The organism is Rhodopila sp. (genome assembly GCF_035548235.1).
Classification (GTDB): Bacteria; Pseudomonadota; Alphaproteobacteria; order Acetobacterales; family Acetobacteraceae; genus Rhodopila.
Genome location: NZ_DASZTJ010000038.1, coordinates 13,022 through 27,716 on the forward strand (window position 1 = coordinate 13,022; position 14,695 = coordinate 27,716).

Sequence of the window (14,695 nt, forward strand, 5' to 3'; positions counted from 1 at the left end):
GCAACCAGGCAGCGCCGCCGCAACCAAGCAACGCCACCATCGTCCTGATCCGGCGTGACCGGGCCATCGTTCACCCCTGAGGACGGAGATGGCCCGGACAGGCCGGGCCATGACGGAGGCAGCCGAGCCGGGACGAAGTCAAGCCAGGCCCAAGGCGGGGTCAAGACGCGCCTGGAACGGGGTCAGGCCGCGCCCGGGACGGAGTCAAACCGGGCCGGGACGGATGACAGGGCTGAAGCCGCGGCCTCCCGGCCGCCGGTCCAGCCGCGTTAGGCCGCCGCTTCCGCGGCCTTCGGTGCGACGGTCGTCGTCACCGATCCGCCCGCCGCCTCGATCGCGGCCTTGGCCGACGCGGACGCGCCGGACACGGTGATGTGCACCGCCTTGGAGATCGACCCGCCACCCAGCAGCCGCACGCCATCCTTGCCGGACCGGGCGATGCCGGCGGCGATGACGCCGGCTTCGGTGATCGGCTGCGACGCGTCCAGCTTGCCGGACTCGATCGCCTTGTCCAGCACGCTCAGGTTCAGCGCGGCATATTCCTTGCGGAAGATGTTTTTGAAGCCCCGCTTCGGCAGGCGGCGATAGATCGGGAGCTGGCCGCCCTCGAACCCGTTCAGCGCCACGCCTTCGCGCGCCTTCTGACCCTTCACGCCCTTGCCCGAGGTCTTGCCCTTGCCGGAGCCGATGCCCCGACCCAGGCGCTTGGACTTCAGGCGCGCGCCGGGGTTGTCGCGCAGTTCGTTCAGTTTCATCTCAGGACAGCTCCTCCACCTTCACCAGGTGGGCCACCTTGCGGATCATCCCGCGGATCGCGGGGGTATCGTCCAATTCCCGGGTCTGGCGGATCTTCTTCAGACCCAGGCCCGTCAGCGTCTCCTGCTGGCCCGGCTTGCGGCCGGCGCCCGAGGCGATCTGGGTCACGCGCACCTTAGCCATTGGGCTGCGCCTCCTGCTGCGGGGGCTGCTGGGTCTGGGCCGATGCCTGGGCCGATGCCGATGCCTGGGCCGGGGCCTGGTCGCGCCGGCCGAACAGCTCCGGCACCTTCTTGCCGCGACGGGTCGCGACAGAGCGCGGACTGGCGCATTTCTGCAGCGCGGTGAAGGTCGCCTTCACCATGTTATGCGGATTGCGGCTGCCCAGGTTCTTGGCGACGACGTCGCCGATGCCCAGCGTCTCGAACACCGCGCGCAACGGGCCGCCGGCGATGATGCCGGTGCCGGCCGAGGCGGAGCGGAGCACGACGACGCCCGCGCCGTAATGCCCTTCGACATCGTGGTGCAGCGTGCGCCCTTCCTTCATCGGCACCCGGATCATGCCGCGCTTGGCCCGTTCGGTGGCCTTGCGGATGGCTTCCGGCACCTCGCGCGCCTTGCCGGCGCCGTAGCCGACGCGGCCCTTCTGGTCGCCCACGACGACCAGCGCGGCGAAGGCGAAGCGACGGCCGCCCTTCACCACCTTGGCCACGCGGTTGATGGTGACCAGCTTGTCGATGATGCCGTCATCGGCTTCGCGTTCGGCGTTGCTGTCGCGCCGGTCGCGATCGCGGTTGCCGCGCCGCCGGTCGTCACCGCCCTCTCTGGGTTCACGTGCCATTCGAACCGTTCCTTAGAAATCCAGCCCGCCTTCGCGGGCGGCATCGGCCAGGCTCTGCACCCGGCCGTGATACAGATAAGCGCCGCGGTCGAAGACCACCTGCTTGACGCCGGCGGCCAGCGCGCGTTCGGCGATCAGCTTGCCGACCGCCGCCGCCGCCGCCTTGTCGGCGCCCGTCTTCAGGCTGCCCTTCAGGCTGGCGTCCAGCGTCGACGCCGCCGCCAGGGTCTTGCCCTGCGCGTCGTCGATCACCTGCGCATAGATGTTCTTGCTGCTGCGGAACACCGACAGGCGCGGCCGGCCATGCGACTTCTGGCGCAACTGAAACCGGAGGCGCGCACGGCGGCGCGTCGCGAGATCCTGCTTCGCGCTCATTTCTTCTTGCCTTCCTTGCGCCGGATGGTTTCGTCGATGTAGCGCGCGCCCTTGCCCTTGTACGGCTCAGGCGGGCGGAACGCGCGGATTTCGCTGGCGACCTGGCCCACCAGGCGCTTGTCCACGCCCTCGACCTTGATCGAGGTCGGCCGCTCGCAGGTGATCTTGATGCCTTCCGGCACCGGATAGACCACCGGGTGCGAGAACCCCAGATTGATTTCCAGGTTCTTGCCGGACACCGCCGCACGATAGCCCGTGCCGGTGATCTCCAGCGTCTTGCTGTAGCCGGTCGACACGCCCGTCACCATGTTGCGGATCAGCGCCCGCGTGGTGCCCCACATCATGCGGGTCTGGGTCTCGTTGCCCTTCGGCTTCACGACGACCTTGTTGCCGTCCACCGTGGCCTCGATCCGCTCCGACAGCGGCATCTTCAGTTCGCCGAGCTTGCCCTTGGCGGACAGCAAGCCGTTGGCGACGGCCACCTGGACGCCTGCGGGAATCTCGACCGGATATTTTCCGACGCGTGACATGACGCGGAATCCCTTAGAAGACGCGAGCCAGGACCTCGCCGCCAACATTGGCGGCGCGAGCCTCGGCATCGCTCATGACGCCACGCGGCGTCGACAGGATGGAAATGCCCAGGCCGGCATAGACCCGCGGCAGTTCCTTGATCTTCGAATACACGCGGCGACCCGGCTTGGAGACGCGGTGGATTTCCTTAATCACCGGCTCGCCCTCGTTGTATTTCAGCTCGATCCGAAGCTGCGCCACGCCCGGACGCAGCTCTTCGGATTCGAAGCCACGGATGAAGCCCTCGCGCTTCAGAACGCCCAGCACGTTCTCGCGCAGCTTCGACGCCGGCGCGATGCAGACAGAGTGGCGGGCACGCTGCGCATTGCGAATCCGGGTCAGCATATCCCCGACGGGATCGGACATCGACATTGATTGGCGTCCCTTACCAGCTCGACTTGACCATGCCGGGGATCTGCCCGGTGCTGGCCAGGTCGCGCAGCGCGATCCGGCAGAGCTTGAACTTGCGGTAGTTGCCGCGCGGGCGGCCGGTCACCTCGCAACGCAGGCGATAGCGCACCGCCGCACCGTTGCGCGGCAACTGCGCCAGCTTCAGCGACGCGTTGAACCGGTCCTCGACCGGCAGCGTGCGATCCATCAGCACGTCTTTCAGCGCCTTCCGCTTGTCCTTGTCGCGCTTGATCATCGCCTCGCGCGCGTTGTTGCGGTTGACCTTGGAAATCTTGGCCATCCTGTCAGAACCCTCCGGAACCTATCGAGCGCATACCCGCTGGTTTTCCCTTGATACTCAGTTAGCGAAAGGAAGGTCGAAAGCCTTGAGCAGGGCCTTCGCTTCCGCGTCCGTCTTCGCGGTGGTCACGAACTGGATGTCCATGCCGCGGATCTGATCCACCCGGTCGTAGACGATTTCCGGGAAGACGATCTGTTCCTTCAGGCCCATGGCGAAGTTGCCACGCCCGTCGAAACCCTTGCCGGCGATGCCGCGGAAGTCGCGCACGCGCGGCAGGGCGATGGTGATCAGCCGGTCCATGAACTCATACATCCGCGCCTTGCGCAGCGTGACCTTGCAGCCGATCGGCAGGCCCTTGCGGATCTTGAAGCCGGCGATCGCCTTCTTGGCCACCGTCTTCACCGGCCGCTGGCCCGAGATCGCCGTCAGCTCCGCCACCGCCGCGTCCAGCTTCTTCTGGTCGCCCGTCGCTTCGCCGACGCCCATGTTGATGACGATCTTCTCCAGCTTCGGCACCTGCATGACGTTCTTGTAGCCGAACTCGTCCTGCAGCTTCTGGCGCACGACCTCGCGGTAACGCTTCTGCAGCCGCGGCATCTCGCCGGCCGAGGCCGACGGGTTGTCGACGCCCGCGACCTCGATACGACGGGCCGCGCGCTGCGCTTCCTTGCCGGCCGGCGGTCCGCCCGCGCCACGCGGGGCGTTGCCACCACCCTTGCCGCCCCCTTGGGGCGCGGCCCTACCCTTGGAACCACTCATGGCATCAGCCCTCGATCACCTGGCCGGTCGCCTTGGCGACGCGGACCTTGCGCCCGTCTTCCAGAACCCGGAACCCGACCTTCGTCGGCTTGTCGCTGGTCGGATCGACCAGCTTCAGGTTCGACATGTGAATGGTCGCCTCGCGCCGCTGGATGCCGCCCGGCTGGCCCATGCTGGTCGGCTTTTCGTGGTGCGTCGCGACGTTCACGCCCTGCACGACGGCGCGGTTGTCCTTCGGGAAAACCTGCATCACTTCGCCGCGCTGACCCTTGCTGCGGCCGGTCGTCACCAGGACGGTGTCGCCCTTGCGAATGCGCGCGGCCATCATCGTGTCTCCGACACGTGGAACATCATAATACCTCCGGCGCCAGCGAGATGATCTTCATGAACTTCCGCCCGCGCAGTTCACGCACGACCGGGCCGAAGATGCGGGTGCCGATCGGCTCCTGCTGCTTGTTGATCAGCACGGCCGCGTTCTTGTCGAAGCGGATCGCGCTGCCGTCGGTGCGGCGCACCGGGAAGGCGGTGCGGACGATCACCGCCTGGTGCACGTCGCCCTTCTTCACCTTGCCGCGGGGGATCGCTTCCTTGACCGACACGACGATGACGTCGCCGACCGAGGCGAATTTCCGCTTCGACCCGCCGATCACCTTGATGCACTGCACGCGGCGCGCACCGGAGTTGTCGGCGACTTCCAGATTGGTTTCCACATGGATCATCGGACGCCCTCCTCAGACCGCCGGCGTGGGCGCCGGCGGCGCCGGGTGATGCTCGGCGATCTCCTTCGCGGCCTCGTCGGCGCTGCCGACGATCTGGCCGTTCCGCTCGATCAGCGTCCAGGTCTTGCGCTTGGAGATCGGCGGGCACTCGATGATGCGCACCGTGTCGCCGACCTTGCACAGGTTCTCTTCGTCATGCGCCGCGTATTTCTTCGAGCGGCGGATGAACTTCTTATACAGCGGGTGCATGACGCGGCGATCGACAAGAACCGTGATGGTCTTGTCCTGCTTGTCGCTGGTCACCCGCCCGGTCAGGACGCGCCTTGGCATCGCCCTCTCTCCTTCAGGACTGAGCGGCCGAACGGATCCGTTCGGCTTGGATGGTTTTGATGCGAGCGATCTCGCGGCGGACTTCGCGGATGCGGCCGGTGCCTTCCTGCTGGCCGGTGGCCCGCTGGAAGCGCAGGTTGAACTGCTCCTTCTTCAGGTCCAGCAGCAGCGTCGACAGCTCATCCGGCGTCTTCGCGCGGATATCGCCCGCTTTATACAGCGCGTTCTTGGCCATCAGGCGTCTCCGATCCGCGTGATGAACTTGGTCTTGATCGGCAGCTTCGCCGCGCCCAGCGTCAGCGCCTCACGCGCAAGCTCCGGCGTCACGCCGTCGATCTCGAACATGATGCGGCCGGGGGCGACGCGCGCGACCCAGTACTCGGGCGAGCCCTTGCCGGAGCCCATGCGGACTTCGGCCGGCTTCGTCGACACCGGGACGTCGGGGAAGATGCGGATCCACACGCGGCCGGCACGCTTCATCGCGCGGGTGATCGCACGACGGGCGGACTCGATCTGGCGCGCGGTGATGCGCTCCGGCTCCAGCGCCTTCAGCCCATAGGTGCCGAAGTTCAGCGCGGTGCCGCCCTTCGACAGGCCGTGGATGCGGCCCTTGTGCTGCTTGCGGAATTTGGTGCGTTTCGGGGACAGCATCGTTCTTACCTCTGCGGCGCTTGCTCGGCCGCCCGGCGGTCCTGCGCCATCGGGTCGTGCGCCATGATCTCACCCTTGAACACCCAGACCTTCACGCCGCAGGTGCCATAGGTCGTCTTCGCCGTCGCGGTGCCGAAGTCGATGTCCGCACGCAGCGTGTGCAGCGGCACGCGGCCTTCGCGATACCACTCCACCCGGGCGATCTCCGCGCCGCCCAGGCGGCCGCCGCAGTTGATGCGGATGCCCTGGGCGCCCAGGCGCATCGCCGACTGCACCGCGCGCTTCATCGCGCGGCGGAACGCCACGCGGCGTTCCAACTGCTGGGCGATGTTCTCGGCGACCAGCGTCGCATCGATCTCCGGCTTGCGGATCTCGACGATGTTCAGGTTCACCTCGGCCTTGGCCATCTTGGTGAGATCCTTCTTCAGGGTCTCGATGTCCTGGCCCTTCTTGCCGATGACCACGCCCGGACGCGCGGCATAGATCGTCACGCGCGGCTTCTTCGCCGGACGCTCGATCACCACGCGCGACACGCCCGCACCGCGCAGCTTGGTGCGCAGGTGGCTGCGCAGCTTCAGGTCGTCGTGCAGCAGCTTCGAATAGTCGCTGCCGGCGAACCAGCGGCTGTCCCAGGTGCGGTTGATGCCGACGCGCAGACCGACCGGATTGACTTTGTGACCCATTACGCGGTCTCCCCTTCGTGACCCTCGTCCCCTTGGGCCCGCTCAGCGACGACGATCTTCAGATGGCTGAACCACTTCTCGACGCGGGCGGCCCGGCCACGGCCACGCGCATGGAAGCGGCGCATGACGATGGAACGGCCGACCTCGGCGCGGGAGACGACCAGGCGGTCGACGTCCAGCGAGTGATTGTTCTCGGCGTTGGAGATCGCGCTCTCCAGCGCCTTCTTCACCTGCTGCGCGATGCGCCGCTTGCTGAACGTCAGCGCGTGCACCGCGCTCGACGCCGGCAGGTTGCGGATCATCCCGGCGACCAGGTTCAGCTTGCGCGGGGAAACGCGCAGGTTGCTGATGATGCACTGGGCTTCGTTGTCGGCGAGGCCGCGCGCATGCTTGGGCTTGCTCATGGTTAGCCTCGCTTCGCCTTCTTGTCCGCCGCGTGGCCGGTGAACGTGCGGGTCGGCGAGAACTCACCGAACTTGTGCCCCACCATGTTCTCCGTCACCTGCACCGGCAGGAATTTGTGGCCGTTGTAGACACCGAACGTCAGGCCCACGAACTGCGGCAGGATGGTCGAACGGCGCGACCAGATCTTGATGATCTCGTTGCGCGACGACGCTCGGGCCGCATCGGCCTTGTTCAGGAGGTATCCGTCGACGAACGGACCTTTCCAGACAGAACGCGCCATCTCTTACTTACCCTTGTTACGGCGACGGATGATCAGGCTGTCCGTCCGCTTGTTGACGCGCGTCTTGTAGCCCTTGGTCGGCTTGCCCCACGGCGTGACCGGATGGCGGCCGCCCGAGGTGCGGCCTTCACCACCACCCAGCGGGTGATCGACCGGGTTCATCACGACGCCGCGGTTATGCGGCCGGAAGCCCATCCAACGCGTGCGCCCGGCCTTGCCGAGCTTCTGGTTCATGTTGTCCGGGTTGGAGACGGCGCCGATCGAGGCCATGCACTCGGCCCGCACCACGCGCAACTCGCCCGACTGCAGCTTGATCTGCGCATAGCCGGCGTCCTTGCCGACCAACTGCGCATAGGTGCCCGCCGACCGCGCGATCTTGCCGCCCGCGCCCAGCTTCATCTCCACGTTGTGGATGATCGTGCCGACCGGGATCGCCGACAGTGGCATCGCGTTGCCCGGCTTGATGTCGACGCGCGCGCCGGACACGACCTGGTCGCCCACCTTCAGGCGCTGCGGCGCCAGGATGTAGGACAGCTCGTTGTCCTGATACTTGATCAGGGCGATGAACGCGGTGCGGTTCGGGTCGTATTCCAGGCGCTCGACCGTCGCCGGCACGTCGAACTTGCGGCGCTTGAAGTCGACGACGCGATAGGCCTGCTTGTGCCCGCCGCCACGGAAGCGGCTGGTGATGCGGCCGTGGTTGTTGCGCCCGCCGGTGCTGTGCTGGCCCTCGACCAGCCCTTTCACCGGCTTGCCTTTCCAGAGCTCCGACCGCTCGATCAGCACCGTGCCGCGCAGGCTGGCGGTGACCGGATTGAATTGCCTCAGTGCCATGGTCTCAGAGCCCTGTGGTGAAATCGATCATCTGGCCGGGGGCCAGGGTCACGATGGCTTTCTTGATGTCCGAGCGGACACCGGGACGGCCGCGGAAGCGCTTGGTCTTGCCCTTCTGCAGGATCGTGTTCACCGCCAGCACCTTCACGTTGAACAGCCCTTCGACCGCCGCGGCGATCTCGGGCTTCGTGGCGCCGAGCGATACGCGGAAGCCATACTGGCTGCGCTCCGACAGGATGGTCATCTTCTCGGTGATCAGCGGCGAGCGGATGATGTCGTACATCGCCTCTTTCGACAGAGGCTTCTTCAGCGCGGCGGTCATGCTGCCTCTCCTGCGGCGGGGGCCTCGGCGACCTTGCCGTTCAGGCGGGCCTTCAGCCCCTCCAGCCCGGCGGTGGTGATCGCCAGCACGTCGTGGCGCAGGATGTCATAGACATTCGCGCCCACCGTCGGCAGCACGTCCACCATGTGCAGGTTGCGCACCGCGCGGCCGAACCCTTCGTCCACCGCGCCGTCGATGATCAGCGCCGAGGACCAGCCCAGCGCCTTGATCTTCTTCGCCAGTGCGTTCGTCTTGGTGTCGCCGCCGGCGCCCGAGATCACGACCAGCTTCTTCTCCGCCACCTTCTGCGACAGCGCGGAGATCAGGCCCAGCCGGCGGACCTTCTTGTTCAGGCTGTACTCGTGCGAACGGACCACCGGACCGTGCGCCACGCCGCCGGTGCGGAACTGCACCGAACGCAGGCTGCCCTGGCGGGCGTTGCCGGTGCCCTTCTGCTTGTAAGGCTTCTTGGTGGTGCCGGAGACTTCCGACACGCCCTTGACCTTGTGCGTGCCGGCCCGGCGCTTGGACAACTGCCAATGCACCACGCGCGCCATGATGTCCTGGCGCGGCGCGGCCGCGAAGAACTCGTCCGGCAGTTCGGCGGTGCCGGCCGGCGCGTTCTCCAGGGTGATGATATCGACTTGCATCGTCTGTTCCCTCAGGCCGCCGGCGCTTCAACCAGCGAAGCCGGATAGGCCGCATCCGCCGGACGCGCCCGCTTCACCGCGTCGCGCACCAGCACATAGCTGTCCTTCGACCCCGGAACCGCGCCCTTGATCATGATCAGGCCGCGTTCGGCATCGACCGCCGCCACTTCCAGGTTGAGCGTGGTGATCCGCTCCTGCCCCAGATGACCGGCCATCTTCTTGTTCTTGAAGGTCTTGCCCGGATCCTGGCGGTTACCGGTCGAGCCCAGCGAGCGATGGCTGATCGACACGCCGTGCGAGGCCTCCAGGCCGGCGAAGTTCCAGCGCTTCATGCCGCCGGCGAAGCCCTTGCCCTTCGAGGTGCCGCAGACATCGACCTTCTGGCCCGGCACGAAATGCGCCGCCGACAGGGTCGCGCCGGGCTCCAGCACCGCGTCGGCATCGACGCGGAACTCGACCAGCTTCTTCTTCGGCTCCACCTTCGCCTTGGCGAAGTGCCCGCGCATCGGCTGCGAGACGTTCTTCACCTTCGCCTTGCCGAAGCCAAGCTGGACGGCGGTGTAGCCGTCCTTCTCCTGCGTCCGGGCGGCGACGACCTGAACCTGGTCGAGATGCAGGACGGTCACGGGCACATGGGTGCCGTCGTCCTTGAAGATTCGGGTCATGCCCAGCTTTTTCGCCAGCAGCCCGGTGCGGAGAGGAGATTTGTTCCCTTGGGCCATGGTCTTAGATCTTGATCTCAACGTCCACGCCGGCGGCGAGGTCGAGCTTCATCAGCGCGTCCACCGTCTGCGGGGTCGGTTCAACAATGTCCAGAAGCCGGCGATGCGTCCGGATCTCGAACTGCTCGCGGCTTTTCTTGTCCACGTGCGGCGACCGGTTGACGGTGAACCGCTCGATATGGGTCGGCAGCGGGATCGGTCCGCGAACCCGCGCACCCGTGCGCTTGGCCGTGTTGACGATCTCCTTCGTGCTGTTGTCCAGCACGCGGTGATCGTAGGCCTTCAAACGGATGCGGATATTCTGATTGTCCATCGTTCGCTCTTGTCTCTTCCCGCCGAAACGAGAGCCGGCGCCCCAACCGTCCGTCAGACGGCCGGGGCGCCGGCGTCGTTTCAGATGCTAGGCCGTGATTGACGCGACCACGCCCGCGCCGACGGTCCGGCCGCCTTCGCGGATCGCGAAGCGCAGGCCGTCGTCCATCGCGATCGGCGCGATCAGTTCGACGTCCATCGACACGTTGTCGCCCGGCATCACCATCTCGGTGCCTTCCGGCAGCTGCACCACGCCCGTCACGTCGGTCGTGCGGAAGTAGAACTGCGGACGGTAGTTGGTGAAGAACGGGGTGTGGCGGCCGCCCTCTTCCTTCGTCAGGATGTAGGCCTCGGCCTTGAACTTCGTGTGCGGCGTGATCGTGCCCGGCTTGGCCAGCACCTGGCCGCGCTCCACGTCCTCACGCTTCGTGCCGCGCAGCAGCGCGCCGATGTTGTCGCCCGCCTGGCCCTGGTCGAGCAGCTTGCGGAACATCTCGACGCCGGTCACGGTGGTCTTGGTGGTCGGCTTGATGCCGACGATCTCGACTTCCTCGCCGACCTTCACGATGCCGCGCTCGACGCGGCCGGTCACCACGGTGCCGCGGCCCGAGATCGAGAACACGTCTTCGATCGGCATCAGGAACGGACGGTCCGTCGCACGCTCCGGCTGCGGGATATAGCTGTCGACCGCGCGCATCAGCTCCAGGATCGCGTCATGGCCCAGCTCCGGCTGCTTGCCTTCCAGCGCGCAGACCGCCGAACCCTTGATGATGGGGATGTCGTCGCCCGGGAACTGGTAGGACGACAGCAGGTCGCGCACTTCCAGCTCGACCAGCTCGACCAGTTCCGGGTCGGCGATGTCCATCTTGTTCAGGAACACGACCAGCGCGGGCACGCCGACCTGGCGGGCCAGCAGGATGTGCTCACGGGTCTGCGGCATCGGGCCGTCGGCAGCGGACACGACCAGGATGGCGCCATCCATCTGCGCGGCGCCGGTGATCATGTTCTTCACGTAGTCGGCGTGGCCCGGGCAGTCGACGTGGGCATAGTGACGGTTTTCCGTCTCATACTCGACGTGGGCGGTCGAGATGGTGATGCCGCGCGCCTTCTCTTCCGGCGCCTTGTCGATCTGGTCATAGGCGGTGAACGTCGCGCCGCCGGTCTCGGCCAGGACCTTGGTGATCGCCGCGGTCAGCGACGTCTTGCCATGGTCAACGTGGCCGATCGTGCCGATATTGCAGTGCGGCTTGTTCCGCTCGAACTTTGACTTAGCCATCGTACTCTCCGTCGATCCCGCAGCGGATCTGTTGGGTTTGAACTGTGCCTACCAGCGGTAGTGGCTGAACGCCTTGTTGGCTTCCGCCATCCGGTGGGTGTCTTCACGCTTCTTGACCGCCGCGCCGCGATTGTTCACCGCGTCCAGCAGCTCGTTCGAAAGCCGGTCCTGCATCGTGTGCTCACCGCGCTTACGGGCAGCGTCGATGATCCAGCGGATGGCCAGGGCCTGGCGCCGTTCCGTCCGCACCTCGACCGGCACCTGGTAGGTGGCGCCGCCGACACGCCGCGAGCGAACCTCGACAGCCGGCTTCACGTTGTCCAGCGCCTCATGGAACATCCGCACCGGATCGGCCTGCTGGCCGCCCCGGCGCTTCAGCACATCGAGGGCGTTGTAGACGATGCCCTCGGCCGCGGACTTCTTGCCGTCATACATCAGCGCGTTCATGAAACGGCTGATGACGACATCGCCGAACTTCGCGTCCGGCAGGATTTCGCGCTTCTCCGCGCGGTGACGACGAGACATTCCCTGCGCCCCTTACTTCGGCCGCTTCGCGCCGTACAGCGAACGACGCTGGCGGCGCTTGGCGATGCCCTGGGTATCCAGCACGCCGCGCAGGATGTGGTACCGCACGCCCGGCAAGTCCTTCACGCGCCCGCCGCGGATCAGAACCACCGAGTGTTCCTGCAGGTTGTGCCCCTCGCCCGGGATGTAGCTGACCACTTCGTAGCCGTTCGTCAGGCGGACCTTCGCCACCTTGCGCAAGGCCGAGTTCGGCTTCTTCGGCGTCGTCGTATAGACGCGCGTGCATACGCCGCGCTTCTGCGGGCAGCCCTGCAGGGCGGGAACCTTGTTCCGCGTCTTCTGCGGCTCCCGCCCCTTGGCGATGAGCTGGTTGATCGTCGGCATGCGCCTTATCTCTATCCTTCAAACGAGCGTCGCCGGCGCATGATCGGGCCACCGGTAACAGACATGCCCACGGGTCCGGAACCATAAGGCCCCATCCCGCGGGTTTACCTTGCTTACGGCCTAAGCCCGGTCCCTGACCGGACGGCACCGCATGCGCCATATGCCTGCGAACCAGCGACCATCCCACGCATAACCGGGGTCGGCCGAGGGCGCGATGTCTAGAAGCCGCTCGGTTGCGAGTCAAGCATCGAAAATCGCGGTGAAGATGCAGACCTGTCTGGTTCCGGCGGCATGTCTCCCGCGTTAGCATGCGCGAGACCCGCACCGGCCGCCCGCCGGCTGTCCCGCTGGCCGTCCCGCTGGCCGTTCCTTTTGGCCGCTCCATTGGCCGCCCCTTTGGGGGTCCCATTGGCTAACCCATTGGCCGCGGCCGTCGACTGGTCCACAAGACCGCCGGGCGGCGCCGTCGCCACGGCGCGGCCCGGACGCCCCGAACGCAAGGAAACCGACCCGAGAATGAGCGGCATCGCCGGATTGATCCTCCATCCCTCCTCGCCCGCCCCGGACCAGGCCGTGCTGGCCAAGCTGATGCGGGCGCTCCAGCACCGGGGTCCCGATGGGCAGGGCCACGCCGTCGTCGGCCGCGTCGCGCTGCTGCACAGCCGGCTGGCGGTCATCGACCTGGCGACCGGCGACCAGCCCCTGTTCGCCGGTGCCGCCGCCCTGGTGGGGAACGGCGAGATCTACAATGACCGCGAACTCCGCGCCGCGCTGCCCGACGTCAATTTCAGCAGCGACTCCGATTGCGAGCCCCCCTTGCACCTGTGGGCCCGGCTCGGCGCCGATTATGCCAAGGAGTTGCGGGGCATGTTCGGCATCGCGATCCATGAACGGGTGCGCCGCACCGTCACCCTCACGCGCGATCCGTTCGGCATCAAGCCGCTCTACCTGACGTCGGTCGAGGGCGGCCTCGCCTTCGCCTCGGAAGCCCAGGCGCTGCTGGAGTCGGGGCTGGTGGCCAGAGCCGTGAGGCCCGCGGCGGTCGAGGAACTGATGCAGTTGCAGTTCACGACCGGGGCGGAGACGATCTTCCCCGGCATCCAGCGCGTCCTGCCGGGCGAGACGATCGTCTGCGCCGACGGACACATCCTGGACCGGCGGCGAATCGCGGCGGTCCCGGCCCTGCCGCCCGAGTCGATCTCGGAGGACGAGGCGCTGGCGCGGCTGGACGACGCGTTGACCGAGAGCGTGGGCCTGCACCAGCGCAGCGACGTCCCGTACGGCATGTTCCTGTCGGGCGGGATCGACAGCGCGGTGATCCTGGCGCTGATGGCGCGGCTGAACGAGCGGCCGGTGCTGGCCTTCACCGCCGGGTTCGATGCGCCGGGATCGGTCAAGGAGCGCGAGCAGGCGGCCGCCATCGCCAAGGCGGCGGGGGCGAAGCACGAATCGATCGAGGTGACCGAGGCGATGGTCTGGCGCCATCTGCCCGAGATCGTCGCCGCGATGGACGATCCGGCCATGGATTACGCCGTCATCCCGACCTGGTTCCTGGCCCGCCGCGCACGCCAGGACGTCAAGGTGGTGCTGACCGGCGAAGGCGGCGACGAGGTGTTCGGCGGCTATCCCCGCTATCGCGAGGCGACGCTGCCGTGGTGGCGCGGCGGGCAGGCGATGTGGGCGGCCGGCAGCTTCGACAAGGTCCCGGTACTGCGGACCCGGCCGATGTCCTGGCGCGACGGCATGGCCGCGTCCGAGGCCCGCGCCGGCGACGGCGGCCGTTCGGCGCTGATGGCCGCCCAGGCGCTGGACATGACCGACTGGCTGCCGCACGACCTGATGCTGAAGCTCGACCGCTGCACGATGGCCCACGCGGTGGAGGGACGGACCCCGTTCCTGGACCGCGGCGTGATGGACGCGGCGTTCCGCCTGCCCGATCACCTGAAGCTGCGCGGCAAGACGGGGAAATGGATCCTCCGGCAATGGCTGGCGAAGAACATGCCTGCCGCGCAGCCCTTTGCGCCGAAATCCGGTTTCACCGTTCCGATCGGCGCCTGGATCAAGGCGCAGGGCCACCGGTTGGGGCCGCTGGTCGCCGTCCAGCCGGGAATCGCCGAGATCGCCTATCCGGACCGGGTCGAGTCGCTGTTCCGCAACATCCATCGCTGGCGGCAGGGCTTCGCCTGCTGGAAACTGCTGTTCTACGCGCTGTGGCACAGGCGGCACGTCCTGGGCCTGCCACCCGCGGGGGACGTGTTCGAAACGCTGTCGGCCGGGCGCGTCTGATCCCGCCGATTGGCAGCAGGACCGCTCAACTTCGCCGGTCGTGTCTTGGTTTGCCGGTCGTGTCTTGGTTTGAATGTCCGACATGGGTGGGAGGCGGGGGGTCCGTTGACGGAATGGATCGGGATCGTGCGGGCAGATATCGTGCGGGCGGGTAAGGAAAATGGAACCGCAAAGCACGCCGAACACGCAAATGGATGACTGTCGGGATAGGCTTGGTGCCCTATCCAAGCAGATCATCGGCTGCCCTTGATGGTGATGCGTACTCCGGGGACCGGACCGGGTTCTTGGAGAAAGTCTATGAGAACGCCTTGGTGCACGCGTTGC

25 protein-coding genes are annotated in these 14,695 nt (G+C 67.0%); 1 reads left to right on the plus strand and 24 read right to left on the minus strand.

Annotated features, from left to right (window positions below):
• Positions 1 to 269: 269 nt before the first annotated feature.
• The 24 genes from rplO to rpsL form a co-directional block, all read right to left on the minus strand.
• Positions 270 to 755, minus strand: a complete 486-nt coding sequence (gene rplO, locus VHB27_RS03080; protein ID WP_325597456.1) for a 50S ribosomal protein L15 — start codon at positions 753 to 755, stop codon at positions 270 to 272.
• Between the two features lies 1 nt (position 756).
• Complete coding sequence (rpmD, locus tag VHB27_RS03085; RefSeq protein WP_325597457.1) at positions 757 to 939, minus strand: 50S ribosomal protein L30; 183 nt, start codon at positions 937 to 939, stop codon at positions 757 to 759.
• Complete coding sequence (gene rpsE / locus VHB27_RS03090) at positions 932 to 1,597, minus strand: 30S ribosomal protein S5 (protein ID WP_325597458.1); 666 nt, start codon at positions 1,595 to 1,597, stop codon at positions 932 to 934. Before rpsE ends, rpmD begins: the two co-directional genes overlap by 8 nt.
• Before the next feature lie 12 nt (positions 1,598 to 1,609).
• The gene (gene rplR, locus VHB27_RS03095) at positions 1,610 to 1,972 is read right to left on the minus strand and encodes a 50S ribosomal protein L18 (protein ID WP_325597459.1); all 363 of its coding nucleotides are present in this window, start codon (positions 1,970 to 1,972) and stop codon (positions 1,610 to 1,612) included.
• Positions 1,969 to 2,502, minus strand: coding sequence for a 50S ribosomal protein L6 (gene rplF / locus VHB27_RS03100; protein ID WP_325597460.1), 534 nt, complete (start codon positions 2,500 to 2,502; stop codon positions 1,969 to 1,971). The genes rplR and rplF overlap by 4 nt, the downstream gene beginning before the upstream one ends.
• A gap of 13 nt (positions 2,503 to 2,515) precedes the next feature.
• Positions 2,516 to 2,914, minus strand: a complete 399-nt coding sequence (rpsH, locus tag VHB27_RS03105) for a 30S ribosomal protein S8 (RefSeq protein ID WP_325597461.1) — start codon at positions 2,912 to 2,914, stop codon at positions 2,516 to 2,518.
• Positions 2,915 to 2,927: 13 nt separating this feature from the next.
• Complete coding sequence (gene rpsN, locus VHB27_RS03110) at positions 2,928 to 3,233, minus strand: 30S ribosomal protein S14 (RefSeq protein WP_325597462.1); 306 nt, start codon at positions 3,231 to 3,233, stop codon at positions 2,928 to 2,930.
• A 57-nt stretch (positions 3,234 to 3,290) separates the two neighbouring features.
• A complete protein-coding gene (gene rplE, locus VHB27_RS03115; RefSeq protein ID WP_325597479.1) occupies positions 3,291 to 3,830 on the minus strand; it encodes a 50S ribosomal protein L5 in 540 nt (179 codons plus the stop codon).
• 166 nt (positions 3,831 to 3,996) lie between these two features.
• Positions 3,997 to 4,317, minus strand: a complete 321-nt coding sequence (rplX, locus tag VHB27_RS03120) for a 50S ribosomal protein L24 (protein ID WP_325597463.1) — start codon at positions 4,315 to 4,317, stop codon at positions 3,997 to 3,999.
• Between the two features lie 25 nt (positions 4,318 to 4,342).
• Positions 4,343 to 4,711 carry a 50S ribosomal protein L14 gene (gene rplN, locus VHB27_RS03125; protein WP_325597464.1) on the minus strand — a complete coding sequence of 123 codons (369 nt, stop codon included), beginning with the start codon at positions 4,709 to 4,711 and terminating at the stop codon, positions 4,343 to 4,345.
• A gap of 12 nt (positions 4,712 to 4,723) precedes the next feature.
• Positions 4,724 to 5,041: a 30S ribosomal protein S17 gene (gene rpsQ / locus VHB27_RS03130; protein ID WP_325597465.1), complete on the minus strand. Its 318-nt coding sequence runs from the start codon at positions 5,039 to 5,041 to the stop codon at positions 4,724 to 4,726.
• 13 nt (positions 5,042 to 5,054) lie between these two features.
• Positions 5,055 to 5,261 carry a 50S ribosomal protein L29 gene (gene rpmC, locus VHB27_RS03135; RefSeq protein ID WP_325597480.1) on the minus strand — a complete coding sequence of 69 codons (207 nt, stop codon included), beginning with the start codon at positions 5,259 to 5,261 and terminating at the stop codon, positions 5,055 to 5,057.
• 14 nt (positions 5,262 to 5,275) lie between these two features.
• Complete coding sequence (rplP, locus tag VHB27_RS03140) at positions 5,276 to 5,692, minus strand: 50S ribosomal protein L16 (RefSeq protein WP_325597466.1); 417 nt, start codon at positions 5,690 to 5,692, stop codon at positions 5,276 to 5,278.
• 5 nt (positions 5,693 to 5,697) lie between these two features.
• Positions 5,698 to 6,375, minus strand: a complete 678-nt coding sequence (rpsC, locus tag VHB27_RS03145) for a 30S ribosomal protein S3 (protein WP_325597467.1) — start codon at positions 6,373 to 6,375, stop codon at positions 5,698 to 5,700.
• Complete coding sequence (gene rplV, locus VHB27_RS03150; RefSeq protein WP_325597468.1) at positions 6,375 to 6,779, minus strand: 50S ribosomal protein L22; 405 nt, start codon at positions 6,777 to 6,779, stop codon at positions 6,375 to 6,377. Before rplV ends, rpsC begins: the two co-directional genes overlap by 1 nt.
• A gap of 2 nt (positions 6,780 to 6,781) precedes the next feature.
• Positions 6,782 to 7,060, minus strand: coding sequence for a 30S ribosomal protein S19 (rpsS, locus tag VHB27_RS03155; protein WP_325597469.1), 279 nt, complete (start codon positions 7,058 to 7,060; stop codon positions 6,782 to 6,784).
• Between the two features lie 3 nt (positions 7,061 to 7,063).
• The gene (gene rplB / locus VHB27_RS03160; protein ID WP_325597470.1) at positions 7,064 to 7,894 is read right to left on the minus strand and encodes a 50S ribosomal protein L2; all 831 of its coding nucleotides are present in this window, start codon (positions 7,892 to 7,894) and stop codon (positions 7,064 to 7,066) included.
• A gap of 4 nt (positions 7,895 to 7,898) precedes the next feature.
• A complete protein-coding gene (locus tag VHB27_RS03165; RefSeq protein WP_413788614.1) occupies positions 7,899 to 8,192 on the minus strand; it encodes a 50S ribosomal protein L23 in 294 nt (97 codons plus the stop codon).
• Positions 8,193 to 8,212: 20 nt separating this feature from the next.
• Positions 8,213 to 8,866, minus strand: coding sequence for a 50S ribosomal protein L4 (gene rplD, locus VHB27_RS03170; protein WP_325597472.1), 654 nt, complete (start codon positions 8,864 to 8,866; stop codon positions 8,213 to 8,215).
• An 11-nt stretch (positions 8,867 to 8,877) separates the two neighbouring features.
• Positions 8,878 to 9,588: a 50S ribosomal protein L3 gene (gene rplC, locus VHB27_RS03175; protein WP_325597473.1), complete on the minus strand. Its 711-nt coding sequence runs from the start codon at positions 9,586 to 9,588 to the stop codon at positions 8,878 to 8,880.
• 4 nt (positions 9,589 to 9,592) lie between these two features.
• A complete protein-coding gene (gene rpsJ, locus VHB27_RS03180) occupies positions 9,593 to 9,901 on the minus strand; it encodes a 30S ribosomal protein S10 (protein ID WP_048860021.1) in 309 nt (102 codons plus the stop codon).
• A gap of 87 nt (positions 9,902 to 9,988) precedes the next feature.
• On the minus strand, positions 9,989 to 11,176 hold the full coding sequence (gene tuf / locus VHB27_RS03185; RefSeq protein ID WP_325597474.1) for an elongation factor Tu: 1,188 nt from the start codon (positions 11,174 to 11,176) through the stop codon (positions 9,989 to 9,991).
• A gap of 48 nt (positions 11,177 to 11,224) precedes the next feature.
• Positions 11,225 to 11,701, minus strand: a complete 477-nt coding sequence (gene rpsG, locus VHB27_RS03190; RefSeq protein ID WP_325597475.1) for a 30S ribosomal protein S7 — start codon at positions 11,699 to 11,701, stop codon at positions 11,225 to 11,227.
• 12 nt (positions 11,702 to 11,713) lie between these two features.
• Positions 11,714 to 12,085 (minus strand): 30S ribosomal protein S12, encoded by a 372-nt coding sequence (gene rpsL, locus VHB27_RS03195; RefSeq protein WP_325597476.1) that lies wholly within the window; start codon positions 12,083 to 12,085, stop codon positions 11,714 to 11,716.
• Positions 12,086 to 12,601: 516 nt separating this feature from the next.
• Between rpsL and asnB the strand changes: the two genes are divergently transcribed.
• On the plus strand, positions 12,602 to 14,371 hold the full coding sequence (asnB, locus tag VHB27_RS03200) for an asparagine synthase (glutamine-hydrolyzing) (protein ID WP_325597477.1): 1,770 nt from the start codon (positions 12,602 to 12,604) through the stop codon (positions 14,369 to 14,371).
• The last annotated feature ends 324 nt before the right edge of the window (positions 14,372 to 14,695 follow it).